Annotated in this window: 21 protein-coding genes; 7 read left to right on the forward strand and 14 right to left on the reverse strand. The window is 63.4% G+C overall.

Annotated elements, in window-relative coordinates:
- Positions 1 to 123: 123 nt before the first annotated feature.
- Both AC07X9_RS23475 and AC07X9_RS23480 read right to left on the reverse strand, forming a co-directional pair.
- Complete coding sequence (locus AC07X9_RS23475; protein WP_017182161.1) at positions 124 to 645, reverse strand: hypothetical protein; 522 nt, start codon at positions 643 to 645, stop codon at positions 124 to 126.
- 93 nt (positions 646 to 738) lie between these two features.
- On the reverse strand, positions 739 to 903 hold the full coding sequence (locus AC07X9_RS23480; RefSeq protein ID WP_007682673.1) for a hypothetical protein: 165 nt from the start codon (positions 901 to 903) through the stop codon (positions 739 to 741).
- A 306-nt stretch (positions 904 to 1,209) separates the two neighbouring features.
- Here AC07X9_RS23480 and AC07X9_RS23485 point away from each other — a divergent pair, with 306 nt between their 5' ends.
- Positions 1,210 to 1,644 (forward strand): thermonuclease family protein, encoded by a 435-nt coding sequence (locus AC07X9_RS23485; RefSeq protein WP_025546704.1) that lies wholly within the window; start codon positions 1,210 to 1,212, stop codon positions 1,642 to 1,644.
- Positions 1,645 to 1,719: 75 nt separating this feature from the next.
- Here AC07X9_RS23485 and AC07X9_RS23490 read toward each other — a convergent pair whose 3' ends face one another.
- The 5 genes from AC07X9_RS23490 to AC07X9_RS23510 form a co-directional block, all read right to left on the reverse strand.
- Positions 1,720 to 2,127: a single-stranded DNA-binding protein gene (locus AC07X9_RS23490; protein WP_007682669.1), complete on the reverse strand. Its 408-nt coding sequence runs from the start codon at positions 2,125 to 2,127 to the stop codon at positions 1,720 to 1,722.
- Positions 2,128 to 2,559: 432 nt separating this feature from the next.
- Positions 2,560 to 3,195: a hypothetical protein gene (locus tag AC07X9_RS23495; RefSeq protein ID WP_017182158.1), complete on the reverse strand. Its 636-nt coding sequence runs from the start codon at positions 3,193 to 3,195 to the stop codon at positions 2,560 to 2,562.
- Positions 3,196 to 3,305: 110 nt separating this feature from the next.
- Positions 3,306 to 4,247: a DUF2493 domain-containing protein gene (locus tag AC07X9_RS23500; RefSeq protein WP_017182157.1), complete on the reverse strand. Its 942-nt coding sequence runs from the start codon at positions 4,245 to 4,247 to the stop codon at positions 3,306 to 3,308.
- Between the two features lie 557 nt (positions 4,248 to 4,804).
- Positions 4,805 to 5,989, reverse strand: coding sequence for a Na+/H+ antiporter NhaA (nhaA, locus tag AC07X9_RS23505; protein WP_021245275.1), 1,185 nt, complete (start codon positions 5,987 to 5,989; stop codon positions 4,805 to 4,807).
- Between the two features lie 167 nt (positions 5,990 to 6,156).
- Positions 6,157 to 7,461: an SLC13 family permease gene (locus AC07X9_RS23510; RefSeq protein WP_017183728.1), complete on the reverse strand. Its 1,305-nt coding sequence runs from the start codon at positions 7,459 to 7,461 to the stop codon at positions 6,157 to 6,159.
- Positions 7,462 to 7,768: 307 nt separating this feature from the next.
- Here AC07X9_RS23510 and AC07X9_RS23515 point away from each other — a divergent pair, with 307 nt between their 5' ends.
- Positions 7,769 to 8,431 carry a hypothetical protein gene (locus AC07X9_RS23515; protein WP_235600929.1) on the forward strand — a complete coding sequence of 221 codons (663 nt, stop codon included), beginning with the start codon at positions 7,769 to 7,771 and terminating at the stop codon, positions 8,429 to 8,431.
- 290 nt (positions 8,432 to 8,721) lie between these two features.
- Here the strand turns inward: AC07X9_RS23515 and AC07X9_RS23520 are convergent, their stop codons facing one another.
- The 3 genes from AC07X9_RS23520 to AC07X9_RS23530 form a co-directional block, all read right to left on the reverse strand.
- On the reverse strand, positions 8,722 to 9,642 hold the full coding sequence (locus tag AC07X9_RS23520; RefSeq protein WP_031291232.1) for an ArdC family protein: 921 nt from the start codon (positions 9,640 to 9,642) through the stop codon (positions 8,722 to 8,724).
- 90 nt (positions 9,643 to 9,732) lie between these two features.
- Positions 9,733 to 11,745, reverse strand: coding sequence for a ParB/RepB/Spo0J family partition protein (locus AC07X9_RS23525; RefSeq protein ID WP_022684360.1), 2,013 nt, complete (start codon positions 11,743 to 11,745; stop codon positions 9,733 to 9,735).
- 111 nt (positions 11,746 to 11,856) lie between these two features.
- Positions 11,857 to 13,755 (reverse strand): strawberry notch C-terminal domain-containing protein, encoded by a 1,899-nt coding sequence (locus AC07X9_RS23530; protein WP_254908005.1) that lies wholly within the window; start codon positions 13,753 to 13,755, stop codon positions 11,857 to 11,859.
- Here AC07X9_RS23530 and AC07X9_RS23535 point away from each other — a divergent pair.
- The 3 genes from AC07X9_RS23535 to AC07X9_RS23545 are packed head-to-tail and all read left to right on the forward strand — an operon-like array spanning position 13,737 to position 17,205.
- Positions 13,737 to 15,284: a tyrosine-type recombinase/integrase gene (locus AC07X9_RS23535; protein WP_086485384.1), complete on the forward strand. Its 1,548-nt coding sequence runs from the start codon at positions 13,737 to 13,739 to the stop codon at positions 15,282 to 15,284. The two genes, AC07X9_RS23530 and AC07X9_RS23535, sit on opposite strands and share 19 nt — an antisense overlap.
- Positions 15,278 to 16,192 (forward strand): tyrosine-type recombinase/integrase, encoded by a 915-nt coding sequence (locus tag AC07X9_RS23540; protein WP_007015935.1) that lies wholly within the window; start codon positions 15,278 to 15,280, stop codon positions 16,190 to 16,192. Before AC07X9_RS23535 ends, AC07X9_RS23540 begins: the two co-directional genes overlap by 7 nt.
- Entirely contained in the window at positions 16,189 to 17,205 is a 1,017-nt protein-coding gene (locus tag AC07X9_RS23545) for a tyrosine-type recombinase/integrase (RefSeq protein WP_007015936.1), read from the forward strand. The genes AC07X9_RS23540 and AC07X9_RS23545 overlap by 4 nt, the downstream gene beginning before the upstream one ends.
- On the opposite strand, the gene AC07X9_RS23550 is transcribed toward AC07X9_RS23545, so the two are convergent.
- The 4 genes from AC07X9_RS23550 to AC07X9_RS23565 form a co-directional block, all read right to left on the reverse strand.
- Positions 17,195 to 18,499: an Ivy family c-type lysozyme inhibitor gene (locus tag AC07X9_RS23550; protein WP_080993750.1), complete on the reverse strand. Its 1,305-nt coding sequence runs from the start codon at positions 18,497 to 18,499 to the stop codon at positions 17,195 to 17,197. The genes AC07X9_RS23545 and AC07X9_RS23550 overlap by 11 nt on opposite strands.
- 248 nt (positions 18,500 to 18,747) lie before the next feature.
- A complete protein-coding gene (locus tag AC07X9_RS23555; protein WP_017183645.1) occupies positions 18,748 to 21,198 on the reverse strand; it encodes a strawberry notch-like NTP hydrolase domain-containing protein in 2,451 nt (816 codons plus the stop codon).
- A 66-nt stretch (positions 21,199 to 21,264) separates the two neighbouring features.
- Positions 21,265 to 22,131 (reverse strand): DUF7146 domain-containing protein, encoded by an 867-nt coding sequence (locus AC07X9_RS23560; RefSeq protein ID WP_022684358.1) that lies wholly within the window; start codon positions 22,129 to 22,131, stop codon positions 21,265 to 21,267.
- Positions 22,132 to 22,193: 62 nt separating this feature from the next.
- Positions 22,194 to 22,520, reverse strand: a complete 327-nt coding sequence (locus tag AC07X9_RS23565; RefSeq protein WP_017183648.1) for a single-stranded DNA-binding protein — start codon at positions 22,518 to 22,520, stop codon at positions 22,194 to 22,196.
- Between AC07X9_RS23565 and AC07X9_RS23570 the strand changes: the two genes are divergently transcribed.
- Positions 22,519 to 22,800 (forward strand): hypothetical protein, encoded by a 282-nt coding sequence (locus AC07X9_RS23570; protein ID WP_206740609.1) that lies wholly within the window; start codon positions 22,519 to 22,521, stop codon positions 22,798 to 22,800. The genes AC07X9_RS23565 and AC07X9_RS23570 overlap by 2 nt on opposite strands.
- A 386-nt stretch (positions 22,801 to 23,186) precedes the next feature.
- Positions 23,187 to 24,275, forward strand: a complete 1,089-nt coding sequence (locus AC07X9_RS23575) for a replication initiation protein (RefSeq protein ID WP_017183650.1) — start codon at positions 23,187 to 23,189, stop codon at positions 24,273 to 24,275.
- The last annotated feature ends 196 nt before the right edge of the window (positions 24,276 to 24,471 follow it).

Consider the following 24,471-nt stretch of genomic DNA (forward strand, 5'->3'; position numbering starts at 1 on the left):
CAGCAGGCAAATGATGCCACCACCGCTCACGGCAGGGATCGTCACCCTAATGGGCTGAGACTTGGAAATCCAAGTCTCAGGGCGAAGCCTAGAGCCCGATCCGGGTTCGCCGGAGCCGCCCGTTCAGCTCTTCACGGTTCTCCGGAAATTGCCGAGAACAGAGCACAGCTTCTGGCTTTTACGCTTCAGATCAGCGAGCCTTTCTTCCGCTTCGGCTTGCTCGCAAAGCAGCATAAGGCGTTCAGCCTGCTGTCCGCGGATCGAGACATGGCGCAAGATCACGATCCATTTGCCGGTTCGTTCAAGCGCGATCTTCGCCTGACCATGGGCAAGAAACGACCGTAGGCCCTCGAGTGTGCGGAGATTCGAAAGGGCCTTGGCGGCCGCCTTGCCTTCTTGAGCGAAAGCGCCTTCTGCCTCGATAAGTTTGCTGAGGTCATCGAACCGCTGACCGATCAAATGCCGCAGCCGTACTGTCTCCCCTCGACCCGGAATGGCCTTGAGAAGGAGCAGCGTTTCGGTGACGGCCGCTTCAGCCGCCGAGAAATGCTGCAAACACGCGCCTCGCCACGCGTTCACATCTTGGATCGCCTGGTTCCACAAGGGATCATCGTTGGCAATTTCGATTGGCGCACCTTCATCCATGCCAAACGCCTAGCGCTGCCGCCTTTATTTTCCTTGAATCAATGACACGCCCTCCATGGCAAAGCCGGGAGCCGTAGGCTCCCGGAGAAGCCATCAGGCGAATGGATCATATTCGGCCACCAGGGCAACGCTGCCGTCCGCATCCTCTGCGGTGATGACCCCATATTGCTGCCCGATCGCGATGACGAAGGTGACCACCATGAGGCTGCGCGAGAGACTGAAGGCGTGACGACGAGCGGTTGCAATGTCGGTGAACATGTCGGGGTTCCTTTGCGCGCCGGCGGGTCCGTCCCGCTCGACTGGCGCCCGATGTGTCCAGCCGGCGGCCGCGATCACTTTTTTGGCGCAGCCCAAAAAGCCGTAGCGCAGCGACCGGACCCCTTGCGGGTTGATCGCAATAGGCCGCCGGTCGGACCAAGGATCGCGCCTGATTGAGAGCGGGTGGACCCGCCGGCCATGACCCCCATGATCCCGCCGACTTTTGCCCCGGCGGTCACCCCGCCCCGCCGGTCCGACGATGGCATACCCATGACAAGCACGCGCCGCTGGGCTAGCGTCGCCGCGATGCTGTTCGCACTCCTGCTTGCCGCCACCGTCATTCCCGATGGCCAGGTCTTCACCTGCACACCGACGCGCGTCTGGGATGGAGACGGGCCGATCTGGTGCCGCGAAGGTGTGCATGTCCGTCTCGCCGGAATTGCGGCCCGCGAGATGGACGGCAGTTGCCGGCCAGGTCAGCCCTGCCCCGAGGCGAGCGCCCTCGCCGCCCGTGACGCTCTTGTTAATCTGCTCGGCGGCGCTCAGGGGCGGACCAGCACGGGCCACATTCTGGTCGATGGTCCCACCATGCGCTGCCTTTCAACCGGCAACGCACGCGGCAACAGGACCGGTGCCTGGTGCGCCGCGCCCTCTATCGGCGACCTGAGCTGCGCCATGATCCGCACCGGCACCGTGCTGCGCTGGGATCGCTATGCCCAAGGGCGATGCCGATCCCGCTGATCCGCTTGCCTCCTTTCCCGCCCGAGCAGGGAAATAGGCCCGGCGGCGAGGCCGCCGGGCCTGATGGGACCGATTTCAGAATGGGATTTCATCATCCTCGGGCTCGTGGCCGCCGCCCGCATTGTCGTTCGCCTTGGCGCGGGTGAGGAAGGTCACCTCATCGGCGATGATCTCGACGCCGTAGCGCTCGATATTCTCGTTGTCGGTCCAGCGGGTGTAGTGAATGCGGCCACGGACCATGACCTTCATGCCTTTGTCGACATACTGCTCGACCGTCTTGCCGACCCCGTTGAAGCAGGTGATCCGGTGCCATTCGGTATCCTCGAGCCGGCGGTTGTTGTCGTCGCGGAGGATCTTGCCGTTGCTGTCGCGCTTCGGACGCGAGGTGGCGAGGCTGAAATGCGTGATACGGGTGCCGCCCTGGGTGGTGCGGGCTTCGGGCGTGGCGCCGACATTGCCGGCGAGGATGACGAGATTCTGCATGGCTGGAGTTCCTTCGAACTGGGTCCAAGGGACCGTCCCTTCGACTGATCCCCGGCCAAGGCGGACAGGACGGATCATCCACCGGCAGGCGCAGCGCCGGGAAACCCCGAGACAAGGGGTGGTGCGGGCAGCCGTGGTACACGGCAACTCGGCCCGAAGGATCGCGGGTTGGATGGACCGGACGGCCGACTTAGGGGTCAGATGAGGAGAAAGACGGCTCGTCGCTTGGCCGTGCCAGGAACCCCTCATGGTAATCACGGGCATCCCCGACCTATAGGGCCACGCCGGTCCAATGCCTTGGCGAACCTCAAGCTCGACTTTGCCCCGCCCGCCGCCCAAGCCGCGCGGCGAAACGGACCATATCCCGCGCCGCCGTCCGGCGGAACCCAAACCATGGCATGCTCATGCTAGGGGACGGGCAAGAAGGCGCAGTTACGGCGTCGGCATCGGCAGGCTCAGTCCGGCCGCCACGGCATCGAGGAACGAGCCAGTCGCGCGCAGCACGGCCGCGAAATCGCAAACATAACCATCCGCCACCAGCGCGTCGATACGATGCCCGGCATAGGCGGGACCGAGGCTTGTAAGCAAATCGACGAGAATACGGCCAGGGGACGGGAGGCCAAGCCGCCGCGCTTCGTCGAAGGCGGCGATGAGGTCGTGACGAATATCGCGCGCGACCTCCTCGTGCGACCAGACCCAGCTCATAAGATAGGCTTTGAGCCCCAGCTCGCAGGATATCGCCAGCAGGTGCAGCGCGGGAGCAAGAGCAACGGTGGCTCCAAAGCATGCCCCTTCGTGAAACTCGCGCGCGCGATCAAGGAAGATCAAGGCGGTCTGCCGATCGCCGGGCTCCGCCAATCTCTCGATCGCGCGCCAGCGGCGTGGCGACAGCTGGCCGAGCCATGCCGGGCCGCCTTGGTTGCGCAACTGGCGCAGGCAGGCGCCATTGGCCTCTTCGACGTCGCGGCCGGTCGACCACAAGAATAGCAGCTTCGCTTTCCAGCGGTGGCCATGCGCCGCGCGAAAGGCAAGGAGTGCGCGCGCCGTGGGATGATCGGGCATGAACATGATGCAAACCTCCGGGAAACAGGACGCACCCGCCCTGCCATCCTCCCCTCCGGCATTCGCAGCATTTCGAAACGGGGAAAGCCGGCCGCCGAAGCGGCCGGCGCGGCGGATCAGCCGCAGGGTCGCGACGCTGGCGGTGTGCCAAGCGGTCCGCGACGATCAACGACGTGGATGCCGCGCGCCTTGGCCTCGATCACCAGCCTTTCGGTGACACCATTGCCTTGAAAGGCGATGACGTAGCGCGGCTTGACCGCTAGCATCTGCTCATTGCGGCGGAACCCGGCGCGATCGCCGAGCTTGCGATCGAGCCCGAACCGCAGCTGCTGGATACCGTTCTGCTCGGCCCAAGACGCGGCCAGGCGCTCAATGCCTTTCATGTCACCGCCATGGACGAGATACATGTCGCCCACCCGCTCGCGGACGGCATTGAGCGTTCGCAGCAGGTTATCCGCAAACTGCTTGGCGTTGTCGTCGCTGGCGAAACGCAGCCGCCCGCCGGCGAAGATCACGGGCGTGCCATGGACCATATTGGCATCGCGCACCTTTTCTCGCCGCGCCTGGAGATAGGACCGGCCATCGACGATCGCCGCGGTCGTGCCGAGCGAAATGCGGTTGCCCGACGCCGGCACCCAGGAACGGCCCGTCTCGTGGAGATAATGGCGGGCCGCCGTGTCGCGCATGGTCTCATAGGCCTCGGCGGACTGTTCGATCTTGCGGGCGAGATCGATCTTGTCCTCAAGGTCGGCGGTCGCGACTTCCGAGCCATCCTGCTCGGCGAGCAGAAGCCGAATCTCGTCCGTCAGCCGGTCGATCATCTGGTGCTTCTTGGCGGCGGCGCGGTGGAAGAGATTGACCAGGCCCCAGCCCAGATCCTCGATGTCGCGCTCGAGCGCACTAAAGGGGAAAAGCGCGAAAAGATCGCTCCAGACAGCGCTGACGGTTTGTTCCATGGCTTCGGCGGGGGGCGGCGCCTCCAGGGTGCGCAGGTCGCCAGTGTGATCAAGATGACCAAGTTCGAGGGCGGAGAGTATCGCCGAGAGAGTGCTGGTCATGAGCTTTGCCTTTCGTTCCACTTGGGGCCGGCGGCCCATCCGCCGGATGCGCAGCCTCCGGGCCATCGAAGGAAGCGGCGGCAGCACCGCCGGGCAAAGCCCAAGGGAAACCCGGGACAATGCCGGGTGGAGCGGGCAGGCGCGCAAGCGCCAACACGGCCGGATTGGCCCCGGATTGCGGCAGCCAGCGCGATGGCCCAAGCATGCGCATTCTCTGGCGAGGGGCTGAGGCTTCATGGAATCAAGGAGCAGCGATTTTCCAGCGATCGTGTCAAATCTCGGATGCTGGATCTCGTCGCATCATGATCGACGCCTCCCGAACAGGCAGAGCTTGGGACGTTTCTGCCGTTCCCAAGCGCGTCCTTGGATGACAGGTTTTGCCGAAACCCGTCATTTCCAACTTAGCGATCCAAGCCCATCGGCCCTTCAAATACCGCACCAAGCCGCGAGATTGCACCACCCGATGAGTTCATCGATCCAGTGATCGCTGGTGGTGCCTCTCGGCTTCAGATCGATCCCATGCCCTCTGCGGGCGGCGTGCGATGCGGTGGGGCTGCTCAGACCGCGTCGGATTTTTGCCGGCGGATGGCGAGGGCCAGCACGCCATACCCCAGGAGTCCGGAGACAAGTGATCCAATGAGAACGCCAAGCTTCGCCTCCGCCTGAAGCATCGGCGCGCCCGGAAAGGCCAGGAGCGTGATGAAAATGCTCATCGTAAAGCCAATCCCGCATAAGAGAGCGACGCCGAGCATATGCAAACGGGTCGCATGGGCTGGCATATGCGCGATGCCAAGCCGGATCGCGAGTATCGAAACCCCGAGCACGCCAGCGACCTTGCCAAGCAGCAGACCCAGCGCTGCCCCAAGCGTCACCGGTGCGGCAAAGGCGCCCGCCGGGAGTGCTAGCACCGGCACACCGGCATTGGCGAGGCCCAAGATCGGCACGACCAGGTAGCCAACCGGCAAATGAAGCCCATGTTCGAGACGATGAAGTGGACTGCGCGCGTCGCCATCAGGCCGCGCGGGTGTGCGGTCCATAAGGATGGTGAACGCGAGAATAACCCCGGCGAGCGTGGCATGGATGCCCGAGCGATAGACGAAGAACCACAGGGCTCCGCCCAGGATCAGATAGGGTAGGAGGCGATGCACACGGAGGCGATTCAGGCCGTAAAGCATGCCGGTGAATATGCCGGCACCGGCAAGGTCAGGCAGAGACAGGTCAGCGGTATAGAAAAGCGCGATGATAAGGACAGCACCCAGGTCATCGATGATCGCCAGCGCCGCGAGGAATATCCTGAGCGATGCGGGGACGCGATTGCCCAGGAGCGCGATCACGCCGAGCGCGAAAGCGATGTCGGTAGCGGCAGGGATCGCCCAGCCTGCCGCAGTTGGCCCCTGGTTGAAAGCAAGGTAGACGAGCGCGGGCACGGCCATGCCGCCGGCGGCAGCGATGCCCGGCAGGACGCGCCTCGGCCAGGTGGATAGCTGGCCGTCCAGCATCTCACGCTTAATTTCCAGCCCGACGAGCAGGAAGAAGAGGGCCATCAGGCCATCGTTGATCCAGTGCGCCAGCGAAAGCGGACCGAGGTTTGAATGAAGGACCGCCTCATATCCGGAGCGCAAGGGCGAGTTCGCGATGATGAGTGCCAGCGCAGCGGCCGCCATCAACACCAGGCCCGCAGAAGACTGGCTGTTGAGAAAGGCGCGAATGGCGCTGGGGTGTAAGACACGGAAAGTCTTCATGAGACGGGGCTCCAGGCACAGCTATCGTGCTGGCGGCCCGACCAGCACGAAGTCCTGCCCGTCCCTTATCGGGGGCGAACACCCAGGGACGCTATTGCATCCATGGCGTGAGCGCACAAGTTGAGCTGCTTGGCCTTTCGAAGCCTAAGCGGCTCAAGAGAGCGGCATTAAAAAGGAAAGGCCGCCTGGATCGCTAGGATCGCCACTGCAAACGTGATCAGATTGAGCGGTAGCCCGACGCGGACGAAGTCCATATAGCGGTAGCCCGCCATCTGGTAGACGATGACATTGGTCTGATAACCAAAGGGTGTCGCGAACGCCGCGCTGGCCGCCATCATGACGGCAATAAGAAACGGACGTGGACTGACCCCCAGACTGTCGGCCAGCGCAACAGCAACAGGCGTCACCAACACCGCGACCGTGGCGTTGGAGAGCAGTTCGGTCAGCACCATGGTGACGCCGTAGAGCACGATGAGTGCAACGAGCGGGCTCAGCCCCTCAACGCTGGCGATAAGCAGTCGCGAGGCCTGCGATGCCAATCCGCTCTGGTCCATGGCTATGCCCAGCACGACCATCCCGGCGATCAGGATAAGGATTTCCGGTTTGAGACCAGCATAGGCTTCATCCGGGCTGATCACGCGAAGCAGGATGAGCGCGACAGCGCCTGTAAGCGCCGTTGCGGCGATCGGTGCAATGTTGAAGGCCGCAAGCGTGATCACGGCTACGAATATACCGGCCGCCAGTGCGGCCTTGCGTGGTTGCAAGGCGCGCGGCTCTGCGAATAGAGTGGCGTCTCCGATCTGCGCGCTGTGGATCGCATGCGGGTCGATCGCCTTGGGGCGTATCGGCGTTTCCTCTTCGGGCCGGGCAAGCATGCGCCCGCTCACCAGGAGAAGATAGAGACCGCCGACGATCGCAACGGGCAGTCCCACAGGGGTGATCTCGAAGAAGCCGAAGCGCGGCTGTCCCGCGACGCGCGCCATGTCGTCGACAAGCAGGTTGGTGGAGGTACCAATCAACGTGCAGCAACCGGTCAGCACGGTGATATAGGAAAGCGGCATCAGATAGCGCTTGGGCGACTGACCCAGCGACTGGGCGATATCGCGGATAACAGGAGCGCCCAGCACAACAATGGGCGTCGAGTTAAGAAAGCATGAGGCGCAGCCAATCATGCTCAGGAGCAGCCAGATCCCCTTAGACCCCATGCGCTTGCACAGGCTCACCCCTAAAGCGATCGCCCGGTCGAGCAGGCCGCTAAGCTCCAGCGCGTAAGCGATGACAAAGAGCGAGGCGAGCGCCATGATTGCTGGGCTGGCGAAAGCGCTCTGCACCTCGACCGGCCTCACCACCCCGGTAATCAGCAAAAAGGCCGCGCCGCTCAGCGCTACTACGTCCGCACGCACCTTGTCCCAGATGAGCGCGGCAACGACCGTGGCCAGAACCAGGAGAGTAAGAAGTTGATCGAGCGTCATTGCGTCTCTGCCTCGGTCCAAGGTCGCCGTCTGTCAACGGAAGACGCGCCAACAGGTCTTCGGGGTGGGAGAGCAGCGGATGCTTTGCTAGGAGGGTCCTATGCAGGAGCCGACCCCTCATTCCAGTCGATTGGCGTTGGCCGGCGGGCTCATCGCGCTGCTGCTCGTGGGCGGCGGTGGCTTTTTGATCGGCCGCACAACGGCGCCTAAGCCCCCCGCTCCAACGTCGACCGCTACGACGCCCCAGCCCGCACCGCCGCCGCCGCCAGCAGCCATAGCGCCGCCACCGACTCTGGAACGCGCAGGCTTGATCGACCTAGTCGCCGACGCAGTAGATGCTGCCAGTGCTTCACGTCCTCTGCCGGAGGCAGTACGATCAGCGGCGGGCCGGCGCTTCGATCTGGTGCTCCCGTTCGGCTGCGAGGGGCTCGTCGATAGCGACCGGACGGCGCCGTTCGGATGGCAATATGACGCAGCAAAGACCACGCTACGCGTGTGGATTAATCCCACGCGATGGGCACGCAGCGCATGGTTGTCGGCAGAGACCGAGGCAGACAAGGCCGCGCTCGAAGGCTTCTGGATCGCCAGGCCCTGGTCGAAGGCAACACATTGTCCGGCGTCCGCGCCGGGCGGTGCGGCGCACGTCGCCGTACCCAGCCAGTCTCAAGGCGAGGTTGCGATCGCGCGCTTCATTGAAGGCGACGCGGATAAAAGTGCGCGCAGGCTCGAGATCGTCAAGCGGATGGAGCCGGGTGATTTTGATCCGGCGCGCGGCTTTGCGCTGAGGATCATCGGACGCATGCAGTCGGTCGAGGCGGGCGGGCCGGTACAATGTCTTCAGCGAACGGGATGGCAGCAAAGACCACAATGTATGATCGTCGGCGACTTTGCTGAGTTGCGCGTCGAAAATCCAAAGACGGGCGATGTGCTCGCCGTGTGGTCGATCAGCGGGACCACCCAACGCGATTGAGACAGATTGCACCGTTTCTCCAAAACGCAGTTCTGACTCGCTCATCCCAAAACAGAACGCTGCCTCTCCCTATCGCCCACCGCGCCATCGCTTATTTCCGCGCATGGGCATGCTTTCGCCGAATGGCGGCTCCGCTCCGACTCAGGCGTTCGCGCCGGTTCGAGTGGATGACTGAGTTTGGTCGGGAGCAGACATCTGGCGTTTGCCGACCCCTCCCGGAAAGACGCGGACTGTGGTCATTGGATCCGTCATCGCGATGATCACATGAACAGGCAATACTATCGACCGGCTCAAGCGGCGGCCTGCTCATCCACATCCTCGCGGGCAAGACCCGTTGCGCGCAGCAAGTAGCCTGCGGCCTCCTCTGCCCGCGCCGCCGCCGTGAGCAGAGCACGATTATCCCTGCGCAGGATCGAAAGCCAGGAACCGATATAGGCCGCATGATCGTCGAGATGGGTGGTTGGGAGACCCACATCGGCGCCAACCAGCGCTGCCGACAGTTCAGCCACCAACTCCTCGAACGCATAGGCCTGATCGCCGAAGCGCTTGCCGAAGGATCGGGCAAGCCGGTCTGGATGACCCGTCCAATGACCAGCCTCATGCGCGAGCGTGGCCGCCCATGCAGCACGCGTGTCGAACTGTTCGACGGGCGGCATCGTGATGAGGTCTGCGCGCAGGTTATAATAGGCGCGATCGCCTCCAGTCCGCAGCCGCGCCGGCAGGCGATCGACGAAGCGTTGTGCCCGCGCACCGAGCCGGTCGCCCGGTGGGACGAGCGATAGCGGTTCTGGATAGAAATCGGACGGCAGCGCGTCGATCTGGTCTGCATTGAAGACCGCATAGGACCGCATCACCCGGCGATGCTCATCGACCAGCTCGCCGGGACGTTCGCTGGAATCGACCTTCTTCGAATAGGCCTTGTAGAAGATTGCAAATTGCGCCTGCTCACCGGCACGGACCTGCCCGCCAAGGGTCTGCGCCTGGCGGTAGGTCATCCAATGCCGTGACCGATAGCCGCATTGCTCGGCAGCCAGCCACAGCCAAAAGGTGTTCATGCCGCGATACGGCTCGCCATTGGCCCGCAGCGGACGCCCCTGCGCCGCACACGAACGCCAGGGCCGCACCCAGGGTCGCACACCGGCCTCGAGCCGGTCGATGATGGCGCACGTGATGGTCTCGGCCGGCGAGGGCCGGCCCGATGATCGAGTCATGGTGGATACTCCACGAAAGAGCGGCGGCCAGCGCCGCCGATGAAGGACTGCGGGCGACGCAAGAGCGCCGCCGGCCATTACGCGTTGGTCTCAGGCCGCCTCGTCGAGGTCATCAGCATCGCCATCGGGGGCGATCTCCCCTGCCCCGCCGTCGCTGTCGTCTTCGTCGCTGAGGAAGGCGGAATAGCTACGGAAGCTTTCGGGCTTCTCCACCGCGCCAAACCGCATCTCATCGGGCAGCCAGCAGAGCGCCTTTTCCCGGACTTCGGCCTCGACGATGCCCTGCCCGGAACAGAGCGCCGCGCAGGCATTGGCAAGGTCACCCTTCTTGGCGTCCTTGTAGCGGCCGCGCAGTACTGGCCCGCCGATCTCTTCAAGCGCTTCGAGCATGACGTCCTTCTTCACGCGTCCGAAAAAGTTCTGGGCATCGGGCCGCCACCATTGCGCGACATCAATGTCGAGCAGACGTCCGAGATGATCGTGGAAGCCGTTGCGGCGCCCGCCATCGTCGACGTTGAGCGTCGGTTCGAGCGTCTGCGCCACGACATGGGCAAGCCAATCGGCGCGCGCCTGTTCATCCAGTTGCCGGAAGGCATCGAAACGCGACGACAGCGTGTTCCCGCCTGCCCAGCTCACATCGAGCCCCTGGCGCTGTTCGGCCAGGACGTTGCTGGCCGCGCTGCCTTCGTCGCGGAAGCCGACGATCGGGAAGCTCGCGGCGGCCGCTTGCAGCGTCGAGTGGTCCCGGACATAGCCGCTGGCGAACACGGTCCGGTGCGCGATCAGGAATATCGCGAGGTCGAGCGCGAACCCCGCGTCCGAGGCGACATGGGACGCCAGGATCTGCCGCCGCTGGGTCGCGAGTTCGTCAACCAGCGTCGCGCTGAGCCGGGAGGCCGCGACCTTGCCGGACGGTGCTTCGGGTTCTGCGTCCGCGCCCGCCTGACGAATGGCGCGCTCGCTGAACATGCGGCTGTGCACCCGCGGACTGCCATCGGGCGCCAGATAGATGAAGGTGCCCAGCTGGTCCTTGATCGCATCGTCGACCATCGTGCGCGCCGCCTCGATCGCATCGAGTTCCCGCTCGATGTCGGCGAGCCGCACCGAAGCCGCCTCGGCCTCTGGTGTGCCGTCCTCAAGTTCGGTTTCCAGTTCACGGATGAGCGCATCGCCCTCATCGGAAAGACTGTCGACGCGATCCTGCTCGTCCTCGCTCAATTCGCGCAGCGCCGGATGATATTCGTAGAGCTGGCACTCCATGTCATAGGGCACATGGGTCGCGAGGACCGGTGTCACGAATGCCAGCTTCTGCTCGGCAGCGAGTATTTGTGCCGCTGCTTCGAGCTTCTGGGCGGCAAGCTGCTCGATGATCTCCACGTCGATCCAGCTCTCGTCCGCATCATCGCCGAACAGGTCGCGCTCGATCCGGCCGCCCGCACCGACATAGGCATCGCGGCCAACGAACCGCGCCTTCGCATCGGTCGCCTTCACCGTCCCGTTGAGGAGCGCACGGCGGACATTGTCGGGATTGTCACCATAATAGGACCGGCTCATGCTCTCGAACACGCGCGCCTGGCGATCGACGTCGGGCGTGACGGCATAAGCCTGGGCGACCCCCAGCGTGATCTCGCCCGCCGCCAGCGCCGCGAAGACTACCGGAGCCAGTTCGGCAAGCCGGACCCGCTGCTCGACGAAGCGGGTCGTGACCCCGAAGCGTTTCGCCACATCCTCGGCGCTCGCCCCCCGGTCGAGGAAGTGCTTGAAGGCCGAGCATTCATCCGCCGGGTTCATCGCGACGCGATGGAAATTCTCGGCAAGGCTCGCTTCGGCCGATCCGGCATCATCCTCGAGCACCAGCACCTGAACCTCATGGTCCGCGGCGAGCCGGTTCGTCTCAATCAGGCGTTGGAGCGCCCGCAAGCGGCGGCCGCCCGCCTTGACGGTGAAGTGCCCCGCTTTTTTTAGCGGCGTGACCACGAGATTCTGCAACAGGCCATGCGCAGCGATATTCTCGGCCAGACTGTCGAGGTCGGCATCGCGATTGGATTTGCGGACATTATCCTTGGAGAGCGAGAGGTTCTTGACCTTCACGGACTGGATCATCGGTTGTCTCCTTCGAGGGTTGCGCCGACGTCGTCGGCCGGCTTGAGCCACTCAGGCCCACCCGGCCGAAGGCCCCCTCCCCTCTCTTCGATCGCTTGACGCTGCCGCTGCTCAGCCTGCTATCTCGCCAAGGATCTCGACGGCGCGGCTCGGTGGGACGAAGAGCCGCGTGCGGTGTTGGATGATCTCGGTGAAGCAGCCCGCCGCCTTGAGATGAGGAAGGGCGTCGGACTTCCAGTCGAGCAATTCGAGGCGTTGGTCGCCGGCGACCAAGGCCCGCTTCAGCCGGAGCGACCCGATCGGCATGATCTCGCCCGAGGTGCGAACGTGCTCGACCCGCGCGCCTAGATCGATCGCGACATGGGCGGCGATGCCGAATGCGCTGGCGATCCGCTCCACCAGCGGCGCCGGAATAAGACGCCCGAGAAGCGACTGGCCGTCATCGCTCGTCAACCGCCAGACCTGGACATGATCGTCGGGCAGCTTTCCCCAGACCGGGAGCAGCAGGCCCGTGACCAGATAGATGATCTGCGTACGCGTCTGCGCGGCCATCGCGTCGCATTCGGCCTGCCAGGCTTCGTCGAAGCTCGCGCGGTCCACGTCGGTCCAATGGGTTTCGGCGAAGAGGTCCTGCCGGTGCCGTTCGGTGCGCGTTGGACGCACCAGCTCGTAGCGGCGCACGGTCCGCCCCTCTTCGTCCGTCAGCGAGAAGGTCGGCCGGCAAATGGCGGCCTTGCCGGAACGCGGGTTGATCAACCCGCGCGCTTCCGGGTCGGCCAGAAGCCAATGCGCTCGTTCCAGAGTCAGCGGCCGATATCGTTCCTCGGTTTCGATACGCAGGATCTCGGTTTCGGCGCCGCTCACGGGATCGCGCCGGATCACCGTGCGGTCGAGGATCGAAATTCGGTCGGCCGCGATCGTTTCGACGCCAAGATCGAGGGTGCCAGCCTCGCGGGCCTTTTCCACCCGTGCTTCGATCAAGCCCAGATATTCGTCGAAGATCGCGTTCTGCAGGTCGATGCGCAGTGCCAGGATGCGGTTCAACCACCGCTGGATCGTGGGCAAGGTCTCAGTGAGCCCCCCACCCTCCCCGGCCAGGTTCAAACCGGTGAGCGACTGGAATTGATCAAAGCGCACCGATTGGAGCTTTCCCTGGAACAGTAGGCGAAACCACTGGTCGAGCGATTCCCGCGCGAAGTCGGACTCCAGATTGTCGCGGGGGTCGAAAAGTCCCTGCCCGCCGGTCTGGCGTTGGCCGCGGGTCAGGGCGCCCAAGCTGTCGAGGCGCCGGGCGATGGTCGAGATGAACCGCCGTTCGCCGCGGCAATCGGTGGAAACGGGCCGAAACAGGGGTGGGCTGGCTTGGTGGGTGCGGTGCGTGCGGCCCAGCCCCTGGATCGCCGCGTCAGCACGCCAACCGGGCTCGAGGAGATAGTGAATGCGGCGCCTCTGATTGAGCGCGTCGAGGCTGGCATGATAGCTCCGTCCCGTGCCGCCGGCGTCGGAAAAGATCAGGATACGCTTTTCGCCGCGCATGAAGCTGTCGGTCTCCGCGAGGTTCGTGCGCGCGCTGCGCCGTTCGATCCGCTGACGGCCCTCGGCATCGACGATGATCCGCCGGCTGCGACCCGTCACCTCGGCCACTGCCTCCGTCCCGAAATGCCCGATGATATGATCGAGCGCCGAGCCGACCACCGGCAGCGCACAGAGTTGCTCGAGGAGCTGGTCGCGCATGGCCATCGCTTCCCGGCACAGCACGGGCTGCCCAGCCTCGTCGATCATCGGTTCCGAGCGCACCGTGCCGCTATCGTCGGTATAGGTGCGCATCTGGCGCACCGGAAAGGCCGCCGTCAGATAGTCGACCAGGAATTCTTTGCAGTCGCAGTTTATGTCGAGCGTGGTGGCGGGAGGCGCAGGTTTCCTTCGGTTTCCCATGATTTCACTCCAGATAATTACGGTTCCCTCGACCTCAACAAGTCGAAGGAACCAACATGCGATCAAGATCATCATTGCCGTTTCGAGCGGCCCCGCTCCGGGTCGAAGACCCGCCCAGTCACGGCGCCCTTCTCACCGCATTCCTCTCCTCTCTGTCGCTCGACGAGAGGTCAGGCTGTGCGGTTCTGTATGGCGCGGCGGTCCGCCATTTCCTGCATTGGCTGGACCTGCACGAGATCGCGATCCGCACGATTGACGATCGGGCTGTCCGGCGGTTCGAGAAGCATCGGTGTCGGTGCCACCGGTATTCGGCGCAGCAAGCGCACTACAAGGCTGACCAAGCAGCAAGGGTCAGGCGCTTCGTCCGGTTCCTGGAAGATCAAGGCTACGTCGAAGTCGACGACGGGATCGACGATCTGCCACGGCACCTCGCTGACTATTCCGATGCGATCGATCGCCTGCAACTCGCCGAGGGACCGGCACAGACCTATCGGTCCGAGGCCGAGCATTTCGTGGCCTGGCTTCGCATGGCGCGGCGCCAGTGGATCGATATCGATGACACGATCATCGACCAGTACGCCGCGCATGATTGCCGATGCCCGGTCTGGCGCAAGCGGGGCAAGCTGGTCGCAACGGGCACCAAGCGGCGGCGGCGATGCGCACGGCACTTCGTCGGGTTCCTGCGAGGCCGGGGTGTCATCCCATCGGTTGAACCGGTGGCGGACGATGACCCGCACATGTCGGCTTACCTGACGTGGCTCAAGCAACATCGCGGTGCCACCGATGAGACGATCCGGCGCTACCGGACCGATATCAGACGGCTCATGCCGATGTTGGGCGAGCCTTCACAATGGGATGCCGCCGCGCTCAGGAGCGCATTCCAACGACGAAGCAAGGAGACGCCGGGCTCGGCATCGCTGCTCGTCACGATTATGAGGAGCTACATTCGGTTTCTGGTCGTGCAAGGCGAGTGCCGGCCGGCATTGTTGCATGCGGTTCCATCAGTGCAGCGTTACCGCCTTTCGACGCTACCCCGCCACGTCGATCCGGCAACGATCGAGAGGATCATTGCAGCCTGTCCGACAGATCGTCCGGTGGAAGTCCGGGACAAGGCCATCATTCTCCTGCTCGCCAGGCTCGGCCTGCGGGCTGCCGATATTCAGGACATGCGTCTCGACGACATCGACTGGCGATCCGGCCACCTGACGGTCAAAGGCAAGACGCGTCGGCCGGACCGCCTACCGTTGCCGCAGGATGTCGGCGACGCGATCCTGGCATATCTTGCGGCAGCCCGCCCGAAGGCCGCCGAAGAGCATCTGTTCCTGCGTGCACAAGCACCGTTTCGGCCCTTCCGGTCGTCCGCCGAGATCGCGGGCATCGTTGCACGTACGCGCGACCGGGGTGGGATCGAAGGAGTTCCGACCGGGTCGCACATATTCCGGCATTCGCTTGCCACCAACCTGCTGCGAGCGGGCGCGGGCCTAGAGTCCGTTGGGACCATCCTGCGTCACAGCTCGCCCGAGACCACTGCCATCTACGCCAAGGTCGATCTGCCGATGCTCATGAAGATCGCGCAGCCATGGCCGGGAGAACAGTCATGCTGAACATCCACATTTCCAGATACGTGGCGCTGCATCGCAGCCTCGGGCGGAAGTTCTCTGAACAGGAACGCATGCTGCGCCTGTACGCCGCCTACGCCGAAGGATTCGGCGACCGGCACATCCAAGTCCAGCGGATCTACGACTGGTGCCACACGGCGAGTTCGCAAAATGTGGCCCGCCGGAGGTTTGATACCGTTCGCAACTTCAGCCGCTTTATCCAAGCCGATGATCCAGTTTACGAGGTTCCGCCTGTCGGTGTCTTCGGTCGGGGCAAGCGGCCACGCCCGACCCCGACCATCATCGAACCGGAACAGGTCCGGGCGATCATGACCGCGGCGTTGGACGTTGCGTCCCAAGACACGATCAGCCCATACACGTACCATTATTTGTTCGGCTTGCTGGCGGCGACAGGTCTCCGGATTTCCGAGGCCCTCGCTCTTCAATGCAACGATCTGGTCGAGGATGGCCTGATCGTCCGCAACGGCAAGTTCGGCAAGCAGCGGCTGATTACCTTGCAGCCATCGACCCGTCAGGCGCTCGAAGCATATCTCGCCACCCGAGCAAGGCTTGGCGCCACGGGCAATGACCTGTTCGTGACCATTCGGGGGAGAGCACCACACAAGGTGCGCGCCCACGTGGTGTTCGTCAGGCTGGCCCGGCAGCTCGGATACCGCGGACCGACCGGAACGGCCGGGATGCGGTTACACGACCTGCGGCACACTTTCGCCGTGCGTTCCCTTGAGTCCTGTCCGCGCGACAGGGAAGCCATCGCACACCACATGGCCGGACTCAGCGTATATCTGGGGCATGCGTCGGTCGCCAACACCTATTGGTATCTCGAGGCCACTCCGGTGCTGCTGCGCGATATCGCTGTCGCCAGCGAGCAACTTTACCGGGGAGAAGCGGCATGACGGCACTCGCTCCGCATCTCTCGATCTACCTGCGTGAACATCTACCGCGCGAACGTGCTGTCAGTCCGCACACGGTGAAGACCTATGCCAACTGCTTTGTCCTCCTGGTCCAGTTCGCTGCCGATCGGCTGAAGCGTCGGCCGACCGATCTCGAGATCGAGGATCTCGGCACCGACATGATCATGGCCTTCCTTGACCATGTCGAGAACGGTCGCGGCAGCTGTGTTCGGACCCGCAATGGCAGGCTCGCCGCGATCCGGTCCTTCTTCCGCTACATCGAGTATCGTATTCCGGCCTGCCTGGATCAGGCCCTTCGCGTCAGATCGATCCCTACCAAGAAGACCGACAAGGCGCTGATCGACTACCTCGACCGGGCAGAGATCAAGGCTTTGCTCGACGCCCCGGATCCCCGGACACGCCTTGGCACCCGCGATCGCGCAATGCTGCATCTGGCCTATGCTGGCGGGCTGAGGGTGTCGGAACTCGTAACGCTACAACTGCGCGATTTCCCGGACCGCTTCCTGTCCACCGTGCACATCATGGGCAAGGGACGGCGTGAACGGGTCCTCCCGCTCTGGAAGGAGACTCAGTTCGCATTGCGCGCGTGGCTTGCGATCCGTCCCGATGCGCAAGCTGCCGAGATATTCCTCAATGCCAGCGGGCAACCCATGACCCGCGACGGATTTGCGTTCCGTTTGGCGGAGCACGTCAAGCGCGCGGCAGAGAAGCAGCCGTCGATCCTTGGCAAGCGCGTAACACCGCACGTGCTGCGCCATTCCTGCGCAATGCACACGCTCGCGGCGACCGGGGACATTCGCAAGGTCGCATTATGGCTCGGGCACGCCAGCATCCAGAGCACTGAGACCTATTTGCGCGCCGATCCCGAGGAAAAGCTGCAAATTCTCGCGGCGCACGGCGCCCCTGCCATCAGGCCCGGGCGCTTCAAGCCGCAAAGCGACGATCTACTATCAATGCTTCAGGAAATACGTGCAGGAGGTCATGTCAAAATTTGACACAGTTCCGCATCGCAGTCCGAAGCGCCAGTGGCGCTCCCGCCAACAAAGCTTCGCCTTCGAGGCGGCCGTTGATGCGCAGCATAACCGAACCGTTTTGACGGAGAAGCATCGGAATGAGTTGGGAACCAGTGAGGTTGGCCTGCCAAAACGTGCTCTGAGCGTTAGCGCGGCCGGTCGGAATGTCAATTAATCGACCAGCAAAATTCCATGTAACCGTAACGCGCGGCACCGTCGCGGGCTTGTTAAGGAGCATGGCCATCATGGGGCGGTTGCCTTCACAAAACAGGCTAAACGACTTGATGTTTGGCGAAGCAGCTACATCGACATAGGCCATTGGGGCGCGACCTTGGACCGGCACGACCTCCCAAGCAGTCCCAGGCAGCGGCACTGCGTCCTCAGGTGGGCTGTCCATAAGCAGGCGAGCAATGTCCTGGGGCACGGGCAAGCGGCCTCCTTGAGGCGCATAGACCGTCAACTTTCCCTTTTCCCAAAGGCCAATTTGAACAGCACGGCGATTTGCATCAAGCAAAACATAGGCTTGCTCTACACCGCCTTGATGCGGCGCATTTCCGGTAACCCAATAGAGAGACCCTTGTCGCTGGAGACCGGATATCGCCGAAAGATTGCTGGCCAGCAGGTCTGTTTTGCGGCCCAAACGCGAACGTATCGCGTCAGCTATCGGACCACTTGTCAAAAGATCTATTCCGTTGGGATCGGAATCACTTTGGAATTTCCCTACGGAACTGGCAAGATTGGTCCAGGTTAGCGGCGTCGGTTTTCCCAAGACTGGCCTTGCTTGCAGCGGTGCTTTTGAAGCAGCAGATGCCAGCCCAGACCCATTGCACAAGAGCAATGGGGATTGCGACACGAGCGCTGACTTGAACGGATCCAGGCGCTGTCCCGGCGCGACGTCTGCTTCAAGGCGGACTACGCCTCGCTTTTCGTCGTCATTGACCGTCAAGATCACGCGTCCGAAATCGTTGGCATTGACAGGAAAAGGAAAAAAGACCGCGCTAATGCCTTCATAGGTCGGGCCAAGAAACGAAGCCGCGTACTCAAACCGGGTGCTTTTTACAGTCTGACCAGACGCTTTGAAAGTAAAACCGGTTTCGTTGATCTCAAGGCTCGCCCCTCGGGAGCAATCGCCACGCGGCGCATACGAGCCATAGCTTCCTTCGAGATCCATGCCTTTTAATGACGTCAATGTCACTGCACATGCGACGCCGGGCAAGCCCAGAAAAATCCCTGCGAGAAAAACGATAATGGGGCGCTTGGGCAGTTTGCTCGGCATGGCAAATCTCCATGGCGGACAGCCTTGCATCGGGACCTCGATTGAAAGCGACGAACGACTGCCTCGGGGATCTTCTACAACCTGCACCATTCCAGCGGTGCCGACAATCCTAACGGCCCCAGCATTCAACCTTGTCAGGCAATTATCTGGAGTGAAATCATGGAAAACCGAAGGAAACCTGCGCCTCCCGCCACCACGCTCGACATAAACTGCGACTGCAAAGAATACATCTAATGTTGAGCTCAACATTACACGTATTCGCGCGGGGACAGCTCGATGTCGAGCCAGGCGCGCTCCTCAGGGGACAGGTCGGCAAGGGCACGATCGAGCATCGCTTCCGACGTCGACACGAGCTGGACCACGGCGCAGTCGCCCCGCGCGAGATCGGCGGCGATCGCCGGGATCAGCGACGGCAGCTTCATCGACAGCAGGATCTGGCCGAAGAAGCGTTGCTTGGTCGATTCGAAGATCGACAATGCCGCGGCCTTCGCGCCGCTATTGTAGGTGGCACCGCTGAAACCGTCGGTGACGCGCGTGGCGGCGAGCGCGGCCTGCAGATTGTTGTGAATGATCGCCCAGGCATCGGCATAGGCATTGTATACGGCGATCTGTTCTTCGCTGAGCCGATGCTCGAGGATGTCATATTCGACGCCGGCGAAGCTGAGCGCCCGCGCGGCATAGAGGCCCTGCGCCTTGAGGTCGCGGGCGATCAACTCCATCGCTGCGATGCCGCCGCGGCGAAGCGATTCCACGAAGGCCCGCCGGTCGGCGAAGGCCGTCTGCGGTCCCCACAATCCGAGGCGTGTCGCATAAGCGAGGTTGCTGACGTCCGAGGCGCCCGTCGCCGAAGCGTAGAGAATCCGGGCGCGCGGAGCGAGATTTTGGAGGCGGACGCCGGCGATGCCCTGTTCGGATCCTTTCGTGGCGCCGAACCGGCCCTCGCCACCGGCCACCCCGGCCATCTCATGCGCCTCGTCGAAGACGATGACGCCGCTGAAATCCTCACCCATCCATTCGATCAGCTGGCGCAGCCGCGTGCCCCTGTCACCGCGGTTGGAGCGCAGGGTGGCATAGGTCAGGAAGAGGATCCCATCGCCCAGCGCGATCGGGGTGCCGAGCTTCCACTGGTTGAGATGCTGGATGTCGAGCGGCAAGCCGCCAAGCGCCGACCAGTCGCGCCGCGCGTCTTCGATCAGCGTCTCGCTCTTGGATATCCAGAGGTGGCGGCGGTTGCCGCGCAACCACTGGTCGAGGATGACGCCCGCCACCTGCCGCCCCTTGCCGGCGCCCGTGCCATCGCCAAGGAAAAAGCCCGTCCGATAGGCATTGCCGGCCTCTGCCGGCAACAGCGAAAGCCCCTCCTCGCTAGATACGAACCGGCCCGGAAGGTCACGCTCGAACGCCGCGCCAGCGTAGATCAGCGTTTCGAGCTGCGCGTCCGAGAGCAGGCCGTCGTCCAAGATCCTGGCCGGCAGCACGGGTTCATAAGCGACCGAGGGTGCGGCAATCGATCCCATTGCCTGCGATTCGACCAGCGCGCTTGGGTGCTCACGGGCATCGGCAATCAGCAGACGGCTCGGCCGATAGGGCAGGTAAATCCCTTGCGGTTCGCCCGCGGGCGCCGGCGCGTCGAGACGGTGATAGGCGACCGCGCGGATCGTGGGCAGGGTTACCGCCACACGCGAGCTTACGGGGCGGGTCCGCCGCGTAAGGCCCCGGAACAATCCGCTGGGGCGGGAGATCGGTTGCGGCGTGGGGGCGCACGGGGTCGCCATCGCATCGACGGCCGCGAGCGCAGCGCCGAACGTCGTACAGGTCTGGCGTGAGACGCAATCCCCTGCCCCGCCCTTTTCGAGGAGAATGAGCTGAACCGCTTGCCCGGTGCCGTGCTTGGTATAGGCATTGGGCGGCAGGTCGAGATGCAGCCGGAGATGTGCGCCCGCGGTGGCGTGCAGCCAATCCGCGTCCCCTGTCTCGATGCGATCGGGAAGAATGACGGCGCAGCGCCCGCCTGGTGCGAGGCGCAAGAGCGCGGAGCGCAGGTGGCGAAGCGCAGCGTGGCGGTCGCGCCCCCGTCCCTGGCTCCGCGAGAAGGGCGGGTTGATGAGCACGACGCTCGGCACCAGTTGCGGATCGAGCATGTCGTCGATCAATTCGCCGTCATGCGTGCTCAATGTGCCCTCGGGAAGGGCATGACGCAGCAAACGCGCGCGCCAGGCATCGATCTCATTGAGGAGAAGGCGAGCGCCGGCAAAATGACCGTGTACGGCCAAGAGCCCGGTCCCGGCCGAGGGCTCGAGTACGATATCGCTTGCCGTGATCGCGGCTGCCCTGGCGGCAAGGAAGCCGATCGGTGCCGGTGTCGAGAATTGCTGGAACGCGACCTGCGTTTCGCTACGCACGCTGTGCGTCGGAAGCGCCGCCGTCATGGCGATCAGCTGGGCGAGCCGCACATTCGCATCTGCCGGGAGTGTTGTGTTCTTCAGATGGAGTATCTGCGCGAGTTCGAGCACATCATAGGCGTCGCGCAATGACCATGAGCCATCCGCGCTCGAGCCACCGAAGGCGGAGGTCATCCCGGCAAGGAGGTCGTTACGTGCAACCGAACGGCCTTCGGACAGCCGGTCGGCTATGCCTTGAGCAGCGGTCCGGGCGGGATCATCGAGCGGCAGCGTGAGCGCGAGGGGTTGTGTGGCCATGGGGTATCTCCGGGTCTGACACCTGGCATCAGCGCCAGGTCATCAGCCTGAAGGCCCCCTCCCCTCTCAGGCCGCCTCGGTGGCCCGGCGGACACGCCAAGCATCATTCCAGTCCGCGTGCCGTTCCGGGAGGCGGAGCACCAGTTCGCGTCCATGGGCTGTGAGATGCGGCCGAGCTTTTTTGAGCATGGCGGCAGCGGCGGCACCGCGATCGCCATAGACGATGATACGCTTGACCCGTTCGGGGATGGCGACAAGCCCAAGGCGTTCGACCCCGCCCAGTGCCCAGGTCGGCGTTCCGAACCAGGCCATTGCTGAAAGGGCGTCCTCGATGCCTTCGGCAAGGCCAAGCTCCTCGTCGGCCGGCGCCAGACGAATGGCCGCGTCGCCGAGAAGGCCAAGGGCAATCTTCGGTTTTGGCAAGGGTTTGTGCAGGATGTCGGCGAGATCGAGGCAGGTCCGCTGGACGGCGACAACTCCCAGATCATTCTCGACCGCGGCGATCATCGCCGGAAAGTACCGGCGACGCTCACCGGCCCCGACGATGGTGCGCGGATTGTAGCGCAGACAACGCGGATAGGGAGGAGCAAGACCGCGTGCGGCAAGGTAATCGGCCGCTGGCGAGCCGGCTATGGGCTGGCTTGCCTTCCATAGCCGAAGCGCGAGAGCGCGATGGTCGGCCATCGCCTTCGGGCGCGGCATGGTGAGCGGCACCGCATCGTGAAGTTTCCGCCGGCGCAGGGCAGTCAGAACGTCGCGCGTATCGCAGCCAGCAAAGCAGTGGAACAAGATCGCCCGTTCGCCCAGGCGCACTGACAGGCTGGGGCCATGATCGTCATGAGCCGGGCAACGGCATTCGCCGCACGTCCCGCGCCACGTTCCGCCGAGGGCTTCGACAATGGCTTTGGCGCGATGGGAAGCAGCTAGGGGCATCAACTAATCCTTGCAAAGTGGTGGAGCGCCGCTGCCGGTTGCGCCCTCCCCTCTCCGCCAATTCAGCCAGGCATGCCCTTGGCTGCGAGGATACCGAATTCCTCGACGATGCGATCGGTTGTGTAATGGGTCACGCCGTCGCGTTCATAGGAGCTGTCCTTGAGCCGCCCGGCAATCCGCACCAGATCCCCGACTTGGGCTCGGTCGGCGATATGCTTGCGCTGGCCCTCGCTGAAGACGCTCACGCGGTTCCAGTGACTGTCTTCCTGCCATTCGTCATCGTCACCCTTGCGGCGGTAATTCGCGCAGACCGACAGCAGGGTGACTTTCGGTCGCGCATCGATTTCGCCGATCCGGCCGATGATCTCGAACTTGGCGAAGTTGATCATGCACCCTCCATTCGTGACGTCCTTTGGTGAGGAAGCCTATCGTGGACGGCCAACTTCGCGTATCCCTCCAGGCAGGGGGATTGAAGGTTTGCTTCAAGCGCAGCGCCAATCTCTTTCTCAAAATAAAAATATCAAAACGCCGCTGCTCGCAGCGGAAGCTTTTCCGATTCAAAAGGATTCAGATTCGGGAAGCCGAAAGCCCAGCGTTTCTGCGGGCTTGAGCAAGCCTATCCTGACCGGACGGGGGATTTTGCCTGCCCTTGTGGGGGCTCATTCCTGACCGATCGGGGGATGCAACCTGACCGGTTGGGGCTTTCCTGACCGCATGGGGGCCAGGCTCTGTTGGGCGCGATTCGCTCGTCATATCGCTCGTCAGGGACGTTCTTCGCCCTCCCCGCGGCCGTTTGCGAGGGTCAGATCGCTTTGAAACGCGACTCGGCGTACTTCCTTGTGTTTTGTCGTTTCGGGGTGAAGTTCCATCCTGACCTCTTGGGGGCCGAAACCGCCGTCTATCCTGCCCTGACTTGACGCAAGAGGACAGGTCAGGCAGATTTTCTTCCACGCCGGACGAATCGGTGCAGACTTCATGGCATGGATGACGAACAAGCCCTAGACCACGCTGTAACGCCCTCCCCCGCCGGTGATGATGCTTCTCCGGGGCGGGCGATGCGGGTGGCTGCCGCCCTGCAGGCCAAGGGCGGCGACGAGTTCGCCAAGCCCGGCAGCATCGTTGAGGTCAAGTTCGTCAAAGGCCAGTCGCTGAGCCTGACCGCTTCGCGTTTGCTTGCGCTGATGATTTTGACTGCGGGCGGTGATGCCTGGGAGGACCGCCCGCACAAGATGCGAAAGGCGGATATTCGCCGCGGCCACAAGGGCAATGAGCGCATCTCGGATATGCTCGAGGAACTGCATCGCACGCTTTTTGCGGTCGATGATAAGTCCTGGCGCGGCAAGAAGGCGACGCTGCGCTTTTCTCTGATCTCATCATCGCGCGAAGAAGTGGAGGACGAGGAGGGCGCTGAGGCAGGGTGGATCGAGTGGGAGTTCACGCCCGACGCTCGGAAACTGATTCAGGAATCGGAGACCTATGCGGTCCTGAACCGGCAGGCGGTGCTCGGCTTTCGGTCGACCTATGCGCTAAAGCTGTACGAGATCGGGGCATTGCGGTTGCATCGACGCCAGTCGCTATGGAAGGGCGACATGACGGCACTGCGTGCGCTGCTCGGCATCGCGCCAGACGTTTACAAGGACTTTGCGCAGCTGCGCCGCAAGGTTCTCGAAAAGGCGAAGGCCGAAATCGACCAGCTCGCTCATTTCCGTGTGGAGTGGCGGGAAATCCGTCAGGGTCGAACCGTCACCGAGATCGAATTTCGTTTTGAGCCAAAGGATGCGCCTGAGCAGATAGCGACCGTGGATGAAATTGCCCGACACTCTGCGGGGAGGAAGGCGAGGCGCGAGGACGAGGTCGAGACTGTGGCCGTCGAAGCCGTCACGCAGGCGGCGGTGGCGGCCTTGGTGTCAAAGGATAAGACTGGGGCAGGGGAGGTTACCTTCCCAAACGGCACGATCCGATTTGGGTCGGACACGCTCGCGGCCATTGGCCGTTCGGCCGGCGGTGGTTGGGACATCGACCTGATTGCCGACGCCTATCGCGCGCAGATGGGTGAGAGGCTGGCGAAGCTGAAGGGCGCCAAGCTGATCGCGTCCTGGACCGGCTTTTGCGAGAGCTTCCTGGCGCGGCGCGGGCGCCCTTGAGCCGAAATTGCACCGGTGCAATTTCAGGGTGGCTAGCCCCCAAGAGGTCAGGTTGTAGGCGTGCGCACGAAAGGCTGGCGACGCAATTCGAGGCAATTGGGCCGACCGGGCCTACTCACTTGCGAAAATAAGCCTTTCATTGACCTAAAAGTGCAAATTGAGCTATGGCCCCTACAGTTTCGCAAGGGGGCCTATC

It is taken from the genome of Sphingobium sp. GW456-12-10-14-TSB1 (assembly GCF_059424385.1).

Excerpts from the sequence above, each read along its gene's own strand:
- AC07X9_RS23550 (WP_080993750.1), bottom strand. The coding sequence starts at position 18,499 with ATGCCGAGCAAACTGCCCAAGCGCCCCATTATCGTTTTTCTCGCAGGG.
- AC07X9_RS23540 (WP_007015935.1), top strand. The coding sequence starts at position 15,278 with ATGCTGAACATCCACATTTCCAGATACGTGGCGCTGCATCGCAGCCTC.
- AC07X9_RS23495 (WP_017182158.1), bottom strand. The coding sequence starts at position 3,195 with ATGTTCATGCCCGATCATCCCACGGCGCGCGCACTCCTTGCCTTTCGC.
- AC07X9_RS23520 (WP_031291232.1), bottom strand. The coding sequence starts at position 9,642 with ATGACTCGATCATCGGGCCGGCCCTCGCCGGCCGAGACCATCACGTGC.
- AC07X9_RS23545 (WP_007015936.1), top strand. The coding sequence starts at position 16,189 with ATGACGGCACTCGCTCCGCATCTCTCGATCTACCTGCGTGAACATCTA.
- AC07X9_RS23575 (WP_017183650.1), top strand. The coding sequence starts at position 23,187 with ATGCGGGTGGCTGCCGCCCTGCAGGCCAAGGGCGGCGACGAGTTCGCC.
- AC07X9_RS23525 (WP_022684360.1), bottom strand. The coding sequence starts at position 11,745 with ATGATCCAGTCCGTGAAGGTCAAGAACCTCTCGCTCTCCAAGGATAAT.
- nhaA (WP_021245275.1), bottom strand. The coding sequence starts at position 5,989 with ATGAAGACTTTCCGTGTCTTACACCCCAGCGCCATTCGCGCCTTTCTC.
- AC07X9_RS23500 (WP_017182157.1), bottom strand. The coding sequence starts at position 4,247 with ATGACCAGCACTCTCTCGGCGATACTCTCCGCCCTCGAACTTGGTCAT.
- AC07X9_RS23555 (WP_017183645.1), bottom strand. The coding sequence starts at position 21,198 with ATGGCCACACAACCCCTCGCGCTCACGCTGCCGCTCGATGATCCCGCC.
- AC07X9_RS23535 (WP_086485384.1), top strand. The coding sequence starts at position 13,737 with ATGCGATCAAGATCATCATTGCCGTTTCGAGCGGCCCCGCTCCGGGTC.
- AC07X9_RS23565 (WP_017183648.1), bottom strand. The coding sequence starts at position 22,520 with ATGATCAACTTCGCCAAGTTCGAGATCATCGGCCGGATCGGCGAAATC.
- AC07X9_RS23480 (WP_007682673.1), bottom strand. The coding sequence starts at position 903 with ATGTTCACCGACATTGCAACCGCTCGTCGTCACGCCTTCAGTCTCTCG.
- AC07X9_RS23485 (WP_025546704.1), top strand. The coding sequence starts at position 1,210 with ATGCTGTTCGCACTCCTGCTTGCCGCCACCGTCATTCCCGATGGCCAG.
- AC07X9_RS23530 (WP_254908005.1), bottom strand. The coding sequence starts at position 13,755 with ATGATGATCTTGATCGCATGTTGGTTCCTTCGACTTGTTGAGGTCGAG.
- AC07X9_RS23570 (WP_206740609.1), top strand. The coding sequence starts at position 22,519 with ATGCACCCTCCATTCGTGACGTCCTTTGGTGAGGAAGCCTATCGTGGA.
- AC07X9_RS23475 (WP_017182161.1), bottom strand. The coding sequence starts at position 645 with ATGGATGAAGGTGCGCCAATCGAAATTGCCAACGATGATCCCTTGTGG.
- AC07X9_RS23490 (WP_007682669.1), bottom strand. The coding sequence starts at position 2,127 with ATGCAGAATCTCGTCATCCTCGCCGGCAATGTCGGCGCCACGCCCGAA.
- AC07X9_RS23510 (WP_017183728.1), bottom strand. The coding sequence starts at position 7,461 with ATGACGCTCGATCAACTTCTTACTCTCCTGGTTCTGGCCACGGTCGTT.
- AC07X9_RS23560 (WP_022684358.1), bottom strand. The coding sequence starts at position 22,131 with ATGCCCCTAGCTGCTTCCCATCGCGCCAAAGCCATTGTCGAAGCCCTC.